This window comes from Methylobacter sp. S3L5C (assembly GCF_022788635.1).
Classification (GTDB): domain Bacteria; phylum Pseudomonadota; class Gammaproteobacteria; order Methylococcales; family Methylomonadaceae; genus Methylobacter_C.
Window position 1 is genome coordinate 2450654 of record NZ_CP076024.1, and the last position, 16789, is coordinate 2467442.

Annotated in this window: 18 protein-coding genes; 5 read left to right on the plus strand and 13 right to left on the minus strand. The window is 42.8% G+C overall.

Features of this window, described 5'->3' with window-relative positions; genetic code table 11:
* The first annotated feature begins 10 nt into the window (after positions 1-10).
* The 3 genes from KKZ03_RS10920 to KKZ03_RS10930 all read left to right on the plus strand — a co-directional run bounded on the left by KKZ03_RS10920 (position 11) and on the right by KKZ03_RS10930 (position 2594).
* Positions 11-1300 carry a TIGR03862 family flavoprotein gene (locus KKZ03_RS10920; protein WP_243216899.1) on the plus strand — a complete coding sequence of 430 codons (1290 nt, stop codon included), beginning with the start codon at positions 11-13 and terminating at the stop codon, positions 1298-1300.
* 118 nt (positions 1301-1418) lie between these two features.
* Positions 1419-2261 carry a PA4780 family RIO1-like protein kinase gene (locus tag KKZ03_RS10925; protein ID WP_243216900.1) on the plus strand — a complete coding sequence of 281 codons (843 nt, stop codon included), beginning with the start codon at positions 1419-1421 and terminating at the stop codon, positions 2259-2261.
* Positions 2262-2369: 108 nt separating this feature from the next.
* Positions 2370-2594 carry a VF530 family DNA-binding protein gene (locus tag KKZ03_RS10930; RefSeq protein ID WP_243216901.1) on the plus strand — a complete coding sequence of 75 codons (225 nt, stop codon included), beginning with the start codon at positions 2370-2372 and terminating at the stop codon, positions 2592-2594.
* A 265-nt stretch (positions 2595-2859) separates the two neighbouring features.
* On the opposite strand, the gene KKZ03_RS10935 is transcribed toward KKZ03_RS10930, so the two are convergent.
* Complete coding sequence (locus KKZ03_RS10935; protein ID WP_243216902.1) at positions 2860-5352, minus strand: sodium-translocating pyrophosphatase; 2493 nt, start codon at positions 5350-5352, stop codon at positions 2860-2862.
* Positions 5353-5748: 396 nt separating this feature from the next.
* On the opposite strand from KKZ03_RS10935, the gene dbpA reads away from it, so the two are divergent.
* Positions 5749-7137, plus strand: a complete 1389-nt coding sequence (gene dbpA / locus KKZ03_RS10940; RefSeq protein ID WP_243216903.1) for an ATP-dependent RNA helicase DbpA — start codon at positions 5749-5751, stop codon at positions 7135-7137.
* A gap of 109 nt (positions 7138-7246) precedes the next feature.
* Here the strand turns inward: dbpA and rapZ are convergent, their stop codons facing one another.
* The 8 genes from rapZ to KKZ03_RS10980 form a co-directional block, all read right to left on the minus strand.
* Entirely contained in the window at positions 7247-8104 is an 858-nt protein-coding gene (gene rapZ / locus KKZ03_RS10945) for an RNase adapter RapZ (protein WP_243216904.1), read from the minus strand.
* 63 nt (positions 8105-8167) lie between these two features.
* On the minus strand, positions 8168-8458 hold the full coding sequence (gene hpf / locus KKZ03_RS10950; protein ID WP_243216905.1) for a ribosome hibernation-promoting factor, HPF/YfiA family: 291 nt from the start codon (positions 8456-8458) through the stop codon (positions 8168-8170).
* A 51-nt stretch (positions 8459-8509) separates the two neighbouring features.
* Positions 8510-9955 (minus strand): RNA polymerase factor sigma-54, encoded by a 1446-nt coding sequence (locus KKZ03_RS10955; RefSeq protein WP_243216906.1) that lies wholly within the window; start codon positions 9953-9955, stop codon positions 8510-8512.
* A gap of 133 nt (positions 9956-10088) precedes the next feature.
* The gene (lptB, locus tag KKZ03_RS10960; protein ID WP_243216907.1) at positions 10089-10814 is read right to left on the minus strand and encodes an LPS export ABC transporter ATP-binding protein; all 726 of its coding nucleotides are present in this window, start codon (positions 10812-10814) and stop codon (positions 10089-10091) included.
* A gap of 91 nt (positions 10815-10905) precedes the next feature.
* Positions 10906-11463, minus strand: a complete 558-nt coding sequence (gene lptA / locus KKZ03_RS10965; protein ID WP_243216908.1) for a lipopolysaccharide transport periplasmic protein LptA — start codon at positions 11461-11463, stop codon at positions 10906-10908.
* A complete protein-coding gene (gene lptC / locus KKZ03_RS10970) occupies positions 11450-12016 on the minus strand; it encodes an LPS export ABC transporter periplasmic protein LptC (RefSeq protein WP_243216909.1) in 567 nt (188 codons plus the stop codon). Before lptC ends, lptA begins: the two co-directional genes overlap by 14 nt.
* Positions 12013-12561 (minus strand): 3-deoxy-manno-octulosonate-8-phosphatase KdsC, encoded by a 549-nt coding sequence (gene kdsC, locus KKZ03_RS10975; RefSeq protein WP_243216910.1) that lies wholly within the window; start codon positions 12559-12561, stop codon positions 12013-12015. Before kdsC ends, lptC begins: the two co-directional genes overlap by 4 nt.
* Positions 12561-13538: a KpsF/GutQ family sugar-phosphate isomerase gene (locus KKZ03_RS10980; protein WP_243216911.1), complete on the minus strand. Its 978-nt coding sequence runs from the start codon at positions 13536-13538 to the stop codon at positions 12561-12563. The genes kdsC and KKZ03_RS10980 overlap by 1 nt, the downstream gene beginning before the upstream one ends.
* 247 nt (positions 13539-13785) lie before the next feature.
* Here KKZ03_RS10980 and moaA point away from each other — a divergent pair, with 247 nt between their 5' ends.
* Positions 13786-14793 (plus strand): GTP 3',8-cyclase MoaA, encoded by a 1008-nt coding sequence (moaA, locus tag KKZ03_RS10985; RefSeq protein WP_243216912.1) that lies wholly within the window; start codon positions 13786-13788, stop codon positions 14791-14793.
* 122 nt (positions 14794-14915) lie between these two features.
* On the opposite strand, the gene KKZ03_RS10990 is transcribed toward moaA, so the two are convergent.
* From KKZ03_RS10990 to KKZ03_RS11005, 4 genes are read right to left on the minus strand one after another with little or no spacing between them, the layout of a single operon-like run.
* Positions 14916-15398, minus strand: coding sequence for an Lrp/AsnC family transcriptional regulator (locus KKZ03_RS10990; protein WP_371744708.1), 483 nt, complete (start codon positions 15396-15398; stop codon positions 14916-14918).
* Complete coding sequence (locus tag KKZ03_RS10995) at positions 15398-15841, minus strand: Lrp/AsnC family transcriptional regulator (RefSeq protein WP_243216913.1); 444 nt, start codon at positions 15839-15841, stop codon at positions 15398-15400. The genes KKZ03_RS10990 and KKZ03_RS10995 overlap by 1 nt, the downstream gene beginning before the upstream one ends.
* On the minus strand, positions 15834-16334 hold the full coding sequence (locus KKZ03_RS11000) for an AsnC family protein (protein ID WP_243216914.1): 501 nt from the start codon (positions 16332-16334) through the stop codon (positions 15834-15836). Before KKZ03_RS11000 ends, KKZ03_RS10995 begins: the two co-directional genes overlap by 8 nt.
* Positions 16327-16785 carry an Lrp/AsnC family transcriptional regulator gene (locus KKZ03_RS11005; protein WP_243216915.1) on the minus strand — a complete coding sequence of 153 codons (459 nt, stop codon included), beginning with the start codon at positions 16783-16785 and terminating at the stop codon, positions 16327-16329. The genes KKZ03_RS11000 and KKZ03_RS11005 overlap by 8 nt, the downstream gene beginning before the upstream one ends.
* Positions 16786-16789: the final 4 nt, after the last annotated feature.

Consider the following 16789-nt stretch of genomic DNA (forward strand, 5'->3'; position numbering starts at 1 on the left):
TAAAGCATTTATGAAATCGTTTGATAATGTTCTGCCAAAAACGGTTGCTGTTATTGGTGGTGGTCCAGCCGGGTTAATGGCCGCAGAAGTTTTAATTGAAGCAGGTGTAAAAGTTGATATTTATGATGCCATGCCTTCTGTGGGACGAAAATTTTTGATGGCCGGTAAGGGTGGAATGAACATTTCGCATTCTGAGCCCTTCGAAAAATTTTTGTCGCGTTATAACGATTACCATGTTGATATTAAACCATTGCTTGAGAAGTTTACACCACAAGCTTTGCGTGATTGGGTGCAGGGTCTTGGTATTGATACTTTTATTGGATCGTCAGGACGGGTTTTTCCTGTTGACATGAAAGCAGCGCCTTTGCTACGAGCATGGTTACATCGGTTACGTGTTGCAGGTGTTAATATTCATGTGCGACACCAATGGCTAGGCTGGGTTGAAGGCGACAACACAATGCTTGATTTTGCAACGCCAGAAGGTGAGTGCAAAATAAAAGTTGATGCAGTCGTGCTTGCGTTGGGTGGAGGCAGTTGGGTTCGACTTGGTTCTACCGGAGCTTGGGTGCCGTTACTTACGCAGCGAGGTGTTTTAGTTAACCCGTTAAAGCCATCAAACTGTGGCTTTGATGTATTCTGGAGTGAGTATTTTCGCAGTCGCTTTGCCGGACAGCCGCTAAAATCAGTGTGCTTGTCTTTTAGCAATACAAAAGGGATTAATATTCGTCAGAAAGGAGAGCTAATAATAACCGAAAATGGTGTAGAGGGAGGATTAATTTATAGCCTTTCTGCTTTATTGCGAGAAGAGATTGCCGCAACAGGGTTTGCTATAATCTATATTGATTTGCTTCCTGATAAAAAATTGCCATTAATTCTTGATAAAATATCCCAAGCTCAAGGTAAGGATTCTATGGCAAATCATCTTCGTAAACGTGCCGGCATTGACGGCGTCAAGGCAGGATTACTTAGAGAAAGCGTCTCTGCGTCAGCTTTTGCCAATCCAGATTTACTATGTGATGCCATCAAGGCGCTACCGATTAAACTAATTGCTACAAGGCCACTTGATGAGGCGATTAGCAGTGCTGGTGGCGTTGGGTTTGAAGCACTTGACGAGAACTTGATGATACGTTCCATGCCAGGCGTTTTCTGTGCAGGTGAAATGCTGGATTGGGAAGCACCAACGGGTGGTTATTTACTAACGGCCTGTTTTGCAACGGGTCGAGCAGCGGGGTTAGGTGTATTGAATAGACTAAAATGTGTGATAGATTCTAAATCAAGTACCGATTTGTCAGTTCAGTGAAATTATTCATTGTGATTTACTGATAATAAATACAAAGTAACAATATGAGCGAGAGATAATGACAGTATCAAAGCCAAACGTTTTCAATTTTTTCCAGCATAGTAGGTAAAGGACGGCTATGAAAACTCCAAAAAGTCTCGAACCCTTGGTACGTGACGGTCTTGTCGATGAAGTTATCCGGCCACTAAAAAGTGGTAAGGAAGCAGCTGTTTACGTTGTACTCTCTGAAGGTGAAATTCGCTGCGCTAAAGTCTATAAAGAAGCTAATAAACGTGGTTTCCATAAGCAGTCTTTATATCAGGAAGGGCGTAAAGTCAGAAATACCCGACAGGCCCGTGCCATGGAAAAAAACACCAGTTTTGGACGCAAACAGCAAGAAGAGGTTTGGCAAAATGCTGAGGTCGATGCTTTGTACCGGCTTGCTGCTGCAGGTGTTCGGGTTCCACAACCCTATAATTTTGTTGAAGGTGTGCTGCTAATGGAACTGGTCACTGATGAGCACGGATCTGCCGCACCACGGCTTAACGATCTTGTTTTGACCCGTGAGGAAGCAATTGAATACCACGGTATATTGATTAAAGAAGTGGTAAGAATGCTCTGCGCAGGTATTGTCCACGGTGATTTATCAGAATTCAATGTGCTTGTTGATGCACATGGTCCGGTGATTATCGACTTGCCTCAGGCTGTGGATGCGGCAGCCAACAATAATGCGCCCGGGATGTTGGAACGAGATGTTAACAATATGGCTGCCTATTTTAGTCGTTTTGCGCCAGAACTGCTTGGAACCAGTTACGGTAAAGAAATCTGGAAAATTTACGAGAGTGGTAACCTGACGCCTGATGTGAAATTGACCGGGCATTTCAAAAGCAGCAATAAGCAAGCTGATGTACACAGTATTATGAGAGAAATTAATGATGCACGGGATGATGCAATAAGGCGTAAATACGAGCATGAAGACTAAAGGCAAAAGCTTCAAGATTGAAAGTTAAAGGCAAGTGGTTATTGTTTTTAGCTTTGAATTATGAATTTTTTATCTTGAGAACCTAATTTCCCTTCATCAGGATATCCAATGAATGACAAGCAACCAGATAACCCTCTACACGGTATCACTCTGGAAAGGATACTAATCAAACTGGTAGATTATTACGGCTGGGTTGAGTTAGGCAAAATAATTGACATCAGATGTTTTAATCATGAGCCCAGTATTAAATCCAGTCTGAAGTTTTTAAGAAAAACTTCGTGGGCGAGAGCTCAAGTTCAAGAATTGTATCTCAACAAAGATGGGTTTGAGTAAAAAAGTAGGCGATTAATTTAAGTCGGGATAGATACGATCCTTTGAATAGATGGTATCTATGAATTTGCTCGGCTTTAAATTGGTAGCCGTAGAAATAGTCTTTCAGAAGTTAAACTTACATTACATGAAATTTTAAGCCCACACGGATAACATTCATTAACAGGATGGTATCCGTAGTTATCGAAATTATTTATCTCACAATCTATAGCTATGGTTTTAATGTGGTGAGGGATGTCAATTGATGATTTAACTATAAGGTGGTTGCTCAAATTTTTGTTTTGATCCGCATGCGATAGAAAGAGCGCCACACAAACACGGCGGCCACCGCGAAGAATAAGGTGGCCAGCGATAAGCGCAACGTCATCAGGTGTTTCATGCTGAGGGCCAGTTCCACTGCCAACACGCCGAACAGGGTGGTGAATTTGATGATTGGATTCATTGCGACGGACGAGGTGTCCTTGAAAGGGTCGCCTACAGTATCACCGACAATGGTGGCTGCGTGCAGGTCTGTGCCTTTTTCATGCAGTTCGGTTTCGACAATTTTCTTGGCGTTGTCCCACGCGCCGCCAGCGTTAGCCATAAAAATTGCTTGGTACAAGCCGAAAATGGAGATTGAAACCAAGTAGCCGATGAAAAAGAACTCATTTAGGAATGCAAAGGCGAGCGTAGTAAAGAACACCGTCATAAAGATGTTGAACATCCCTTTTTGTGCGTAATGGGTGCAAATTTCAACGACACGTTTGGAGTCTGCGACCGATGCTTTAGTCGCGTTGGCATCGAGCTTGATGTGTATCTTGATAAATTCCACAGTCCTATAAGCCCCCGTCGAAACAGCTTGCATTGAGGCACCTGTAAACCAATAAATAATCGCGCCACCAGCTATAAGTCCAAGTAAAAAGAGCGGGTTGAGCAGCGAGAAATTGTATCCGGAGGTTATTAATAAAGCATTGATTTGTTCTATATTTAATTGTCCAGAGGAGCCTTCGCCTTTGGCGATCAGTAATATAATTGAGAAGATTAGGGTTGTCGAACCGACGACGGCCGTACCTATCAAAACCGGCTTGGCTGCTGCTTTAAAGGTGTTGCCTGTACCGTCATTTTCTTCGAGCAGGTGTTTGGCCTTTGCGAAGTTCGGTTCAAAGCCGAATTCCTTCTTGATTTCTGCTTTGATGTTAGGGAGCGACTCTATCATGGATAACTCATAAACGGACTGGGCGTTGTCTGTTACCGGGCCGTAGGAGTCAATGGCTATTGTCACAGGGCCCATGCCAAGGAATCCGAAGGCTACCAAACCAAATGCGAATACAGCCTCGGACGCCATAACAGTACCTAAGCCCATTCCGGAAACGAACCAGGCGCAGCCCATCAGAGCGATGATGGTCAAGCCAATCCAGTAGGCAGAGAAGTTACCAGCAACCAGACCTGCCAAGATGTTCAGCGAAGCACCACCTTCACGAGATGCCGTGACGACTTCCTGAACATGTGCTGATTTGGTTGATGTAAATACTTTCACCAGTTCCGGGATAATTGCACCAGCCAGTGTCCCGCAGCTGATGATGGTCGAAAGCTGCCACCACAGACTTGGGTTGCCGCCGAGATCAGGAATCATTGCATACGAGATCGTATAGGTCATAATGATTGATAATAACGAAGTAAGCCACACCAAATTAGTTAGCGGCTGCTCAAAGTCAAACTCCAGGGCTCTACCCCACATTGCTTTCGAGATCAGTCCGTTCAGGCAGTATGATACAACTGACGTGACAATCATTATAATACGCATGGCAAAAATCCAGATGAGCAGGTCAACCTGAATTTTCGGATCAGCAACAGCAAGCAATATAAAGGTGATGAGTGCGACACCGGTGACGCCGTATGTTTCAAAACCATCGGCGGTTGGACCAACTGAATCGCCTGCATTGTCGCCTGTGCAGTCGGCAATGACGCCAGGGTTGCGTACATCGTCTTCGTCGATATTAAAGAAAATTTTCATGAGGTCTGCACCGATGTCAGCGATTTTGGTGAAAATGCCGCCAGCCACGCGAAGAGCCGCCGCGCCGAGAGATTCACCAATAGCGAAACCGATGAAGCACACGCCAGCCAAATGCCCCGGGATAAACAGCAGAATAGCGAGCATAATGATCAGTTCGATTGCAATCAAGACCGTTCCTATGCTGATGCCAGCCTTGAGCGGGATTGCACTAGTCGCATAGGGCAACCCTCGCAGACTCGCAAAAGCCGTGCGTGAATTGGCGAATGTATTGATTCGGATACCAAACCACGCGACGCTATAGCTGCCAGCGATGCCGATCAAGCTAAACACCAGGATAATCGCTAGATTTATTATGACTTCAGTGCCTTCGCCAATAGGCTTCAACCAGCCGAAGTATACGCTTATGACGGCGGCGATAAAAATCCATAGCAGCATGATAAACTTGCCTTGGGTTTGCAGATAGGTTTTACACGTTTCATAGATTAGTTCTGAAATATCGAGCATGGACTGGTGGACAGGCAGGCTCTTAAGTTCGTTGAAGACCCAAAGGCCAAATATCATACCTAATGTGCAAATCGCAAGACCGACCATAATTAGTGTCCGGCCATTTATGCCCAGGTACATACCTTGGCTCAGATCCGGAACCACGATATCGGCTTCGCCTGCCAGCGCGATGCCAGGCGTAATTAATACCAGTGCAAAAAAAATAAATGAAGTCAGTCGTTGTTGTTGGGCAAAGTGCCACAATAAACCAGTTAGTTTTTGCATGGAGTGCCTTTGATTAAAATAATTCGATGGGTTATTTGGGCATGGACATTGATTAATCAATCTTCCTTGCTGGTCAGTCTCATTTCAATGATCAATAAAAGCTTAAGGACATATTTTTGTAACAGTTGGCAAGGCGTTAAATATTGAAGGGAAGTCGCCCTGCTATCAGTCAACTTTTGCCGAGTATAGTGTCAATAATGGATTTTATCCAGCAATGGCGAAGGAATAATTAGAATTAGCTTAACTAACTCCAACTAGCTACAGGTTTTGTGGGCAGAATAAGTTTGCTATGTGAATTAGCTGTTTAGGGTCAACTTAACAGTCTTTTTTCTGTTATTATAGACGATTAAATGACGGCAGTTCGCCGCCACTAGCGTTTGATATAAAAGAGTCCTTGTGAATACTGCTGAATTTTCTTCCTTACCGTTAAAACCCGCCCTGCTAGAAAATATTGAATCCTTGGGTTATACCCATTTAACACCTATCCAGGCGGAAAGTCTGCCGCATATTCTGGAGGGTAGGGATGTTATTGCCCAAGCTAAAACAGGCAGCGGTAAAACGGCTGCGTTTGGTATAGGTTTGTTGTCTCGACTGGATTTGACCAGTTTTAGAGTGCAGGCTTTGGTTGTTTGCCCAACCCGTGAGCTTGCCGATCAAGTATGTAAGGAAATTCGTAGACTGGCGCGTTTTACCCAAAACATTAAGGTGTTGTCCTTATGCGGTGGTGTACCGTTTGGACCACAGGTAGGTTCCCTGGAACATGGTGTGCATGTTGTAGTGGGTACTCCGGGTCGGCTACAAGAGCATTTGCGTAAACGTAGTTTACGTTTAAGCAACTTAAAGGTATTGGTATTGGATGAAGCTGACCGGATGCTGGATATGGGTTTTGAAGAAGTTATTACCGAGGTGATTTCTTATGCGCCTTCGCACAGGCAAACCTTGCTGTTTTCAGCGACTTATGCCGATCCTATTCGGGAAATCAGTCAGAAATTTCAATATAAGCCGGTTTCAGTAAGCATTGATAGTAGTCATCACGATAGCGTTATTGAGCAACGTTTTTATCAAATAGAAAAGTCTCAACGGATAAACGCGTTGGGCTATTTGTTAGCGTATCATCGCCCTGAATCAACAGTGGTATTTTGTAATACCAAAAGAGAGTGTCAGGATATAGCCAGTGCTCTTGAGAACAGCGGTTTTTCTGTTCAGGCTCTACATGGCGATCTGGATCAAAAACATCGGGATCAAGTATTGGTAAGGTTTTCCAATAAAAGCTGTTCAGTCCTGGTTGCTACCGATGTAGCTGCGCGGGGACTGGATATTAAAGAACTGCAAGCCGTGATTAATTATGATCTGCCTTGGGATCCTGAAATTTATGTTCATCGGATCGGGCGTACCGGTCGTGCAGGGAAAAAGGGCTTGGCGCTTAGTTTATGTACCGAACTGGAGCTAAACAGGGTTAAATCCATTGAAGAGTATCAATCTATTCCTGCCAAGTGGGATGAGATCGCCCCTTTTCAGATGAGTTATGAAAACCGGTTTGAACCTCCCATGGTGACCTTGTGGATAGATGGTGGTCGTAAAGATAAAGTGCGTCCGGGTGATATCTTGGGTGCATTAACCGGCGACGGTGGAGTTGAGGGTAGTGAAGTGGGCAAAATCGATATTTTTGATGCTCATGCTTATGTTGCCATCAAGCAAAATAGCGTGGATAAAGCACTTGCCTGCTTACAAAAAGGCAAAATAAAAAACCGCAATTTTATGGTTCGTAAATCTCAATGGGGATAACTACTTTTCTGTGAAGAAAATGTGGGGCAATCCTGTGTGGTTGCCCATTTGAAGGATAATTACAAAAAATTGTCGCTACGATTTAGTAATTTCCATCGCGATCGGACTGTTAATGCAATTCCCGGTGACGGACAATGACATTTACGAAGGGGCTTTTAAAATGTTTGATCAGTGAGTCAACCAAATAAACAGAGCGGTGTTGTCCACCGGTACAACCAATCGCAATCGTTAAATAACTTCGTCCTTCGGCCTCAAAACGGGGTATCCATTTTTCAAGAAACGTCGTAATATCCTTAAAAAACTCAGCGACAAGGGGTTGTTCTTTAAGAAAATCTGCCACGGGTTGATCTTTTCCGGTTAATGAGCGCAATTCTGGAATCCAGTAAGGATTGGGCAGGCTGCGTGCATCAAAAACAAAGTCGGCATCTAATGGTACGCCATGTTTAAATCCGAAGGATTGAAACTGCAAAGAAATATGTCTGAATTTACGTTCGCCTATTTGATCCCTGATTAGTTCACGCAACTGATGATAATCAGTGCGACTGGTATCTATAACAACATTTGCATGCTTGGCAATTGGTGTGAGCATTTCCTTTTCAATTTTCAGGGCTTCCTTTAGCGGTATATTATAGTCCGTTAGTGGATGTCTTCTGCGGGTTTCACTATAGCGTTTTAATAAAGTAGATTCTTCGGCTTGCATAAATATAATTTCACAATCAATACCTTTATCGCGAATTAATTTTAAATTTTCGGAGAAGTTTGCCAAGCTTTCAAATTGATTTCTGGCATCAATGCCAATGGCTGTTTTTGCATAAGTTTTTTTGTCCGCCAACATGACATTATTAATAAAAGCTTCCAACAAGGTTACCGGAAGATTATCAATGCAATAATAACCGCAATCTTCCAAGGTATCCAAAGCGATACTTTTACCTGAACCAGACAGGGCGCTGACAATTAATAGTTTCATATATTACTGGTTAAAGGTGCAAGGTTAACTAGCTTGCCTTGCACTTTTAACCTGGTACCTGCTTTATCTATGGCTTCCGGTTTTTTCTTTATGCTTGGTAATTTGACGTTCCAACTTGTCTACCATTGCATCAATTGCTGCGTACATGTCGTCTTGATGATCTTCGGCAAATAATTTTGCTCCGCTTAATTGCAGTGTTGCTTCTGCTTTGTGAACCAATTTTTCTACGCTTAAAATAACGTGTACATCGGTAACATTGTCAAAATGACGGGCTAATTTTTCAAATTTTGCATCTATGTGTGCTTTTAAAGCATCGGTTACTTCAAGATGTGGGCCTGTTACTATAACTTGCATGGAATAAACTCCTTTAATGGTAAATGATTGGTTGGTACTATCTGTTTTGTGTTACAAAATACGTTTTCGCTGACTTGATGAGGAAATAAGCATTGCTTCGCGATACTTGGCAATGGTTCTTCTCGCAACGTTAATGCCTTTTGCTTGTAAAAAATCGGCAATCTTACTGTCACTTAATGGTCGTGCTTGATTTTCATTGTCGATTAATTCTTTAATAAATGCTCTGATAGCAGTAGATGAGCATTCGCCCCCGCCTTCTGTTGAAACATGGCTGGAAAAGAAAAATTTAAATTCAATTATACCATTCGGAGTATGCATATATTTATGTGTTGTTACTCTGGAAATGGTTGATTCATGTAATTCCAGTTCTTCAGCAATATCCCGCAATACCATCGGTTTCATGGCAATCGATCCATGATCAAGAAATCCTGTTTGCTTCTCAACAATACATCGGGCAACTCGCAATAATGTATCATTACGGCTATGAAGATTTTTGATAAACCATTTGGCTTCTTGTAAATGGTCTTTCATGCAAATATTATCTTTACTGTTATCTGCTCTTTTAATGAGCGCTGAATAAAACGGATTTATACGTAATTTAGGTGCAATGTCCGGATTCAGGTTGACTTGCCATTGATCGTTTACTTTGGATACATAAACATCGGGGATAACGTATTCTGAATCCGATTCCTGTATCTGTGCACCCGGTTTCGGATCCAATGTTCTGATTAAAGCAACGATCTCGTCCAGTTGCCGCTCGGTAACGCCCAGTTGACGTGTAAGCTTTGCTTGTTCATGAGTAGCTAGCAGTTTCAGATGTCGCGTCACTATAATGAGCGCTTCTTGTCGGTATGGCGTTGTTTCCGGCAATTGTTGCAACTGCAATTTTAAGCAATCACTTAAATCAATCGCTGCCACGCCTGGCGGATCAAACTGTTGTATTCTATGCAGGACGGCATTAACTTCATCAAAATCAAGATCATCAATCTGATTTTGCAGGCCTTCAAAAATATCCTCAGGCGTACTACTCAGATAACCGTCTTCATTAACGGAATCAATTATTGCGGTAGCAATCGCATGATCCCGTTCTGAAAACGGTGTCAATTCCAGTTGCCATAGTAAATGATCCAGCAATGTTGATGCATTACTGCGCTGAGATTCAAATTCAACAGATTCTGTATTATCAGTGCCGGGAGCTAACGCGCTCTCATAAATATCTTCCCATGAAGAGTCGATGGGTAATTCATCCGGTATATTAGTTTGTGAACCTTCGCTGGTAAATGAATCCAGATTTTCTGTTTTGTTTTCGGAGGTGGCAGGAGCTTCCCGAGGACTGCTGTCATCATCATTTATTTCCAGCATTATATTGGACTCAAGAGCCTGCTGGATTTCTTGCTGTAAATCCAATGTCGACATCTGCAGCAGCTTAATAGCCTGTTGCAATTGTGGTGTCATGGTTAATTGTTGGCCTAGCCGAAGATGTAAGGATTGTTTCATTCGATCACAATTTTCAGTAGGGGTAATCCCGTGTGGTTACCCTGTTTTTGGTTAAGATGAGCACACTGGGATAGGTTTATTATTGGTAATAAATAGCGTGTTAATTTAGTCAGTCACAAGTGCTACTACTCTATTAAAGACTAAAGTTATTACCCAGATAAACTTTACGCACTTCCTCATTGGCAACGATGGCTTCTGCCCCACCTTCGGCAATTACCTTGCCAGCGTTTAGTATATACGCACGATCACAAATCCCTAAGGTTTCTCTAACATTATGTTCGGTAATTAATATACCAATGCCACGATCTTTTAAATGTTCTATAATTTTTTTAATATCTTCTACCGATATGGGATCAACGCCGGCAAAAGGCTCATCCAGTAATATAAACTGGGGATTGGTTGCCAATGCTCTGGCAATTTCAACACGCCTTCGCTCACCACCCGATAAGTGTAAGCCAATATGGTCACGCAAGTGTGCAATATGAAACTCTTCCAGTAATTCTTCAATTATCAGTTCTGCCTGCCCCGAGCTTAAATCAGAACGGATTTGCAAGACAGCCCGTAAATTATCCGCAACACTTAATTTACGAAAAACTGATGGTTCCTGTGGTAAATAACCAATGCCTTGAGCTGCACGTAAATGCATTGGATAGTGAGTAATGTCTTTTGAGTCCAAGGTGATTTTGCCTTGATCCGCTTTAATAAGGCCAACCATCATATAAAAGCTGGTTGTTTTTCCTGCACCATTAGGGCCCAATAAACCAACCACTTCTTTACTGGTAACATATAATGACACACCATCAACTACATTACGTTTATTGTAGGATTTAATCAACTGATTTGCTGCAAGTATTGCCATTATTAACCAATAAAAGGTAATAGAAAAAGGTTAAAGCACTCTCGTGCAATATTATCAGGCTTATATCGGGTATTTTGTACCATGTGCGGCATCATTTTTTGGTATCTTTTGCTGTTGGTTTTTCTGAAGCTGGTTTTTGCTCTTTGGGGCTGGGTTTCAATATAACGTGGACGCGCTTGTTATCAGATGATTTTTCTCCTGCTTTAACCAAAGACGTTTTAATATCATACTGAATATAATCACTGGAATAGGTTGTATTACCTTGCCAAACCGTCGCGGTATTGATTAAAACCAACAGATTTGTTTTGGGATAAAATTCACCGGTAAAGGCTTCACCGGTTATATCTTCACCGCCTTCGCTAGGTGTTTGTTTAAATTTGGCTTTATTTCCCGTAAATACCAGTTTCTCGGCATCACCATCGACAAAATAAACAACCAATTTATCTGAATTGACACGGATACTACCCTGAACCGAAATCACATTCCCGATGTACGTGCTGGTGGCTGTTACATCATCATAAGTCGCGGTATTTGAATCAATAATTATCGGTTGATCAGAATCACTTTCCAAAGCCCATACATTGGAACTTATTAGTGCCAATAGTAATGTACAACAATAAAAGATTGACGCTTTTTTATTTTGTTTCATATTTTCCCTTCACATTAGCGAGTAACTGCAGATGAATTGGCTGGGCAAAAGTCATTTTCATGCCTATTCCTGTTGTCGTGTTTTGTAGGCTGATCAACTCAGCCCACTGATCAGTTTCTGCATAACTGGTCTCCGGCTTTACTTTTAATTCGCTGGTATTAATCGTGAGCGGGGCAACACCATCGGCTTTTTTTCGGTCAACAATAACCTTTCCATTTAATAATAGATCCTTGCCATCACTAGAGAGAATACCTGTTTCTGAATTAACAACCCATGGCGGTGTTTTTTCGTTATAAAAAAACATCACTGGATTTACCATATGGGTAGTGCCATCATCGCTGTAATGGGTCATTTTGTCGGCCAGTACTTTGCTTTTTAAAGTGCCGAGTTCGCTCATTTCCCATTTTGTATAGTTGCTACTAAAATAATCGGGGCTATGTACAGGTACCTGGGTACGAAAAATCTCATCAAAATCCGTTAATTTAACCAGCCAACCGCTAATTAGTGCGATAACGACCAGGTAAATATATAGCTTGCTTTCTCTCAGACTCATGTCAGATAAGTATTCAATACGTCATCAAAGCGTCCCTGCGCCTGCATAATAAAATCACATACCTCGCGTACGGCACCCTGTCCACCAGGTAGTGTTGTGCACCAGTCGGCATGTTGTTTAACGGCAAAGTTTGCATCAGCAACGGCAATGGCAAGACCGACTCTTATCATTATTGGCAAATCCAGCAAGTCATCACCAACATGCCCTGCTTGTTCAGGTGTAATGCTTAATTTTTCAATAATTTCATAAAAAGCGGCTTTTTTATGTTCATGACCTTGATAAACATGCTCAATACCCAGATTTTTCATACGTAGTGCGACCGAGTTGGATTTTCGTCCGGAAATAACGGCAACTTCAACGCCTGTCTGACGCAAGAGCTTAATGCCATGACCGTCGCGGGCATGAAAAGACTTGTATTCGTTACCCTCATTATCAAAAAAAAGTTTACCATCCGTTAAAACACCATCCACATCCAGAATCAATAACTTGAGTTTTTTCGCTTTTTCTATGAGGGTTGCCAAAGAGATTGGTGTCTTTTCTGTCATCACACTATTCCTGCACGTATTAAATCATGCATATTCAAAGCGCCTATCGCAAATTGTTGTTTGTCAACAACGATCAAGGCATTGATCTTTTTTTGTTCCATAATTTGCATGGCTTCGGCAGCAAGAATATCCTCAGAAATAACAGCGCACTGAGATGTCATAACTTCACTGATAGCGGTATTCTGAATATCAAGGCTTTTCCCCAAGGTACGCCGTAAATCGCCGTCAGTAAAAATACCGATGACCTGTTTGTTTTCATTAACTATAGCGGTCATGCCTAATTTTTTTTCGGTCATTTCCAGTAAAGCCTGGCTGATAAATGCCGATTCAGGTACTGAGGGTATGTTACTACCAACATGCATAATGTCGTTTACCCGCAATAATAACCGCTTGCCCAAACTGCCACCGGGATGGGACAGGGCAAAGTCGTCACGCGTAAATCCTCGCGCTTCAAGTAATGACACCGCCAAGGCATCGCCCATTACCAGTGCTGCCGTAGTGCTGGAAGTGGGTGCCAGTCCTAAAGGGCAGGCTTCTTGGGCAACAGTGACATTGATATGTGTCGTGGCCACAAGACTTAGTGTTGACGCAGGGTTTCCGGTCATTGCGATTAAAGGTACGCCCAGGCGTTTAATAATCGGCAGGATTTTTAAAATCTCTTCAGTTTCCCCTGAATTAGATAAAGCAAGCACTACGTCCTGCTTGGTAATCATGCCCAGATCACCATGGCTGGCCTCTCCGGGATGCACAAAAAAAGCCGGGGTTCCGGTACTGGCCAAGGTCGCAGCAATCTTGCCGGCAATATGCCCTGATTTACCCATGCCGATAACAACCACGCGCCCCGTACACATAAACAGTAATTTGCATGCAGCCACAAAATTATCATTAATTTGTTCGGCCAGGGCATTAATTGCTTGCGCTTCTACCTGAATGACTGCCAGGCCTAATTCGCGAAGTTTTTGGTCGTTGAGCTTCATGATCTGCCGGAACGTTCATTATGTTGATCTGATAAGTAACCGGGCAAGGCCATAAACAGGATTGTGGGCATGATTATTTCTTTGAATCCAAATCAACTATTATGCCATATTCAATGCATTTATGTGCTAATTGATACATGGTTTCATTGGTACTCTTGGTCAATAGGAAATTCCGTTGCTTATCGTTAAAAATCTCTTGGTAATAGTATGTTACTATTGATGACTTAGTTTTTTATTGTTGATATATATGACTGACTTATCAGGCCCTATGCAATTAATTGATCGTTTTGGCAGAACGGTTGATTACTTGAGAATTTCTATCACTGATCGCTGTGATTTTCGCTGCGTGTATTGCATGGCAGAAGAAATGACCTTTTTGCCGCGTGCGCAAATTTTAACGCTGGAAGAAATCTTTACCATCGGCAAAGCGTTTACTGAATTAGGCACAAAAAAAATCAGAATAACCGGCGGTGAGCCTTTGGTCAGAAAGGGAGCGCTGGGGCTGCTCGAAAACTTGGGTCAAATTGAAAGTTTGACAGAATTAGTGATAACGACAAATGGTTCTCAACTGGAAACAATGGCGGCAGATTTAAAAAAAGCCGGTGTAAAGCGTATTAATATCAGCCTGGATACCCTGGATGCTGATAAGTTTAAAGCCATCACGCGGACGGGTGATGTCCAGCAAGTCCTCAGAGGTATACAAGCTGCCATTGCCGTCGGTTTTGAGCGGATAAAAATCAATGCCGTTATTCTTAAAGACAGAAATCATCAGGAAGTGTGTGAACTGGTGCAGTATGCGGTTGATAATGGCATCGATATCAGTTTTATCGAAGAAATGCCGCTGGGTGTGGTTGAGCAACATGATCGTTCAGAAGCTTATTATTCCAGTGATTTGATTAAACGTGATTTGGCGTTAAAATTTTCTTTAGTGGCTACACCTGAAAAAACCGGTGGGCCTTCCAATTATTTTAAGGTTGTAGGTACACAAACTCGCGTCGGCTTTATTTCTCCGCACAGCGATAACTTTTGTAGTACCTGTAACCGGGTGCGTTTGACCGTTGAAGGTCGGCTATTGTTATGTTTGGGTAATGAACATTCGGTCGATTTAAAGAAAGTGCTCAGGGCTAATCCCGGTAATATGACTATTCTAAAACAGACTATTGTTGAGGCTATGCTGATCAAACCTGAGAAACATGAATTTAATATTCACGAGCAACCGGTGATATTGCGTTATATGAATATGACAGGCGGTTGATGCCGCAAAAAGCCAACACGACTGTAACGGCTTGATTTTATCTGGTTATAGCCAGCTCATAATTTATTATAGGTGATTTGTTTCGTGGCTTTCGTGGACTGATTGGTTTTTTAAAGACAGCTTTAGCTGCGACTTCTAAAGCCGGTTTTTTTCAGAATTTTAGTGCTGTACAAAACATCACAACCTAGATTGGCATCTCCAAGTACGCGAGCAATCTGCTGAATTTGTTGATCAACGTCTTCCCGGGTTTTGCCATGGACCATAGCAAACAAGTTATATGGCCATTCTGGTAGGTGTCGTGGACGGTGGTAACAATGACTGACAAATTCCAGTTGCCCGACTTTTTCCCCTAATTTATCAATGACATCATCAGGGATGTTCCACACGGTCATGCCGTTAAAATGATAACCCAGTTTATAGTGATTGGGTACTGCGCCGATGCGCCGAATAATACCCTGTTCCTGCATGGCTGTCATTCGTGTCATGACAACTTCAGTTGTCAGTCCTAACTGTTCGGCAACACATTGATAGGGTTCAGGGGTTAGCGGCAAGCCGGCCTGGGTTGCCCGTATAATGGCCAGATCTGTTTCGTCAAGTGTCATCATCAGGCTTCCAGTTTTAAGCCAACAAAATATTCGTTGATTTTTGGCATGTTTACAACCGTCAGACCGGTTTGTTGTTCTATTGCAGTCAGAGTGCGGCTGATTTCTTCAGGCGTTTCTGTGGCAATAACGAACCACATATTTAGTGCATGGTTACGAGCGTAATTATGAGCCACTTCCGGGAAAGCATTGATAATCTCAGTGACTTCAGCCAAGCGATCCAATGGTGTCTTAACTGCCGCCAATGTTAAGGCACCACCCATTAATTCGGCATGGTAAAGCGGGCCAAAGCGGGTTAAGGTGCCATTATTTAATAAAGTCTGTAATCGTTCAATGAGAGCTTGTTCGGTTAAACCCAATTGCATTGCAACTTGTTGATAGGGCGCGTCACAAACAGGAAACCCGGCTTGCAGGGTATTGATAATGTGGCGATCGATGTCATCCATGCGTCAGTGATGTGGTATTTGTGGGTTGATAAACAGCACCGCGTTGTTTAAAGCAGCGGCGACTAAACAGGATGTTATGCTCAAGTCCGACCAAGTCACAATTGGCGTTGAGTTGTTCCAGTTGCTTTAAGACGGTTTCCCGGTCTTTGCCATGAATCATGCAAAACAAATTATAGGGCCATTCCGCTTGTCGTGGGCGTTGATAACACAGCGTTACAAAAGCAAACTGGCTAAGCTGCCTACCCAGTTGTTTAACAAGATTATCGGGTACATTCCAGACAATCATGGCATTGGCCCGATAACCGAGTTGATGGTGTTTGACGATAACACCCATACGCTTAATCAGGCCTTGTTGCTTGAGTTGGGTCAGACGTTCAAGTACCTCCGCTTCAGGCATCGCCAAAGTAGTACCAATTTCAGCGTAGGGCCTGGGACAAACAGGGAGCCCCGTTTGTATTTGTTCCAATAGTTGACGGTCGCGTGCATCAAGCATTATGAAAATCCATTTTAAAACCCAGATCAATAAAGAAATCATCCAGCAAAGGTAGCGACATGGTTTTGTAACCGGTTTCCAGTTCTATGGCGTCCAGAACAGCTTGCAAATGTTCGGCATTTGAGGCGATAACCACAAACCATAGATTGAAGGTGTGCTCGCGCTCATAATTATGATTAACTTCAGGATATGCGCTAATTTTATCAGCAATAGCCTGTAGTTGCGGCTCAGGAATAGCCATTGCCACCAAGGTACTGACACCCAGTTGATTAGGTGGAATAATGGGGCCTATGCGGCTGATAAGGTGGTTCTCACTTAACTCGGTTAATGCCGATAACACGTCATTTTCACTGACACCCAGAGCATTGGCAATGTCCTGATAAGGGCGTGATGACAGCGGAAAGTCGCGCTGAAAATCGTTCAACAGGCTTTTGTGTAAAGGGGTAAGCATCTGT

Excerpts from the sequence above, each read along its gene's own strand:
- moaA (WP_243216912.1), top strand. The coding sequence starts at position 13,786 with ATGACTGACTTATCAGGCCCTATGCAATTAATTGATCGTTTTGGCAGA.
- KKZ03_RS10930 (WP_243216901.1), top strand. The coding sequence starts at position 2,370 with ATGAATGACAAGCAACCAGATAACCCTCTACACGGTATCACTCTGGAA.
- KKZ03_RS11005 (WP_243216915.1), bottom strand. The coding sequence starts at position 16,785 with ATGCTTACCCCTTTACACAAAAGCCTGTTGAACGATTTTCAGCGCGAC.
- KKZ03_RS10980 (WP_243216911.1), bottom strand. The coding sequence starts at position 13,538 with ATGAAGCTCAACGACCAAAAACTTCGCGAATTAGGCCTGGCAGTCATT.
- lptC (WP_243216909.1), bottom strand. The coding sequence starts at position 12,016 with ATGAGTCTGAGAGAAAGCAAGCTATATATTTACCTGGTCGTTATCGCA.
- KKZ03_RS10990 (WP_371744708.1), bottom strand. The coding sequence starts at position 15,398 with ATGATGACACTTGACGAAACAGATCTGGCCATTATACGGGCAACCCAG.
- lptB (WP_243216907.1), bottom strand. The coding sequence starts at position 10,814 with ATGGCAATACTTGCAGCAAATCAGTTGATTAAATCCTACAATAAACGT.
- KKZ03_RS10995 (WP_243216913.1), bottom strand. The coding sequence starts at position 15,841 with ATGGATGACATCGATCGCCACATTATCAATACCCTGCAAGCCGGGTTT.
- KKZ03_RS10955 (WP_243216906.1), bottom strand. The coding sequence starts at position 9,955 with ATGAAACAATCCTTACATCTTCGGCTAGGCCAACAATTAACCATGACA.
- KKZ03_RS10925 (WP_243216900.1), top strand. The coding sequence starts at position 1,419 with ATGAAAACTCCAAAAAGTCTCGAACCCTTGGTACGTGACGGTCTTGTC.
- lptA (WP_243216908.1), bottom strand. The coding sequence starts at position 11,463 with ATGAAACAAAATAAAAAAGCGTCAATCTTTTATTGTTGTACATTACTA.
- KKZ03_RS11000 (WP_243216914.1), bottom strand. The coding sequence starts at position 16,334 with ATGCTTGATGCACGCGACCGTCAACTATTGGAACAAATACAAACGGGG.
- kdsC (WP_243216910.1), bottom strand. The coding sequence starts at position 12,561 with ATGACAGAAAAGACACCAATCTCTTTGGCAACCCTCATAGAAAAAGCG.
- rapZ (WP_243216904.1), bottom strand. The coding sequence starts at position 8,104 with ATGAAACTATTAATTGTCAGCGCCCTGTCTGGTTCAGGTAAAAGTATC.
- KKZ03_RS10920 (WP_243216899.1), top strand. The coding sequence starts at position 11 with ATGAAATCGTTTGATAATGTTCTGCCAAAAACGGTTGCTGTTATTGGT.
- KKZ03_RS10935 (WP_243216902.1), bottom strand. The coding sequence starts at position 5,352 with ATGCAAAAACTAACTGGTTTATTGTGGCACTTTGCCCAACAACAACGA.
- hpf (WP_243216905.1), bottom strand. The coding sequence starts at position 8,458 with ATGCAAGTTATAGTAACAGGCCCACATCTTGAAGTAACCGATGCTTTA.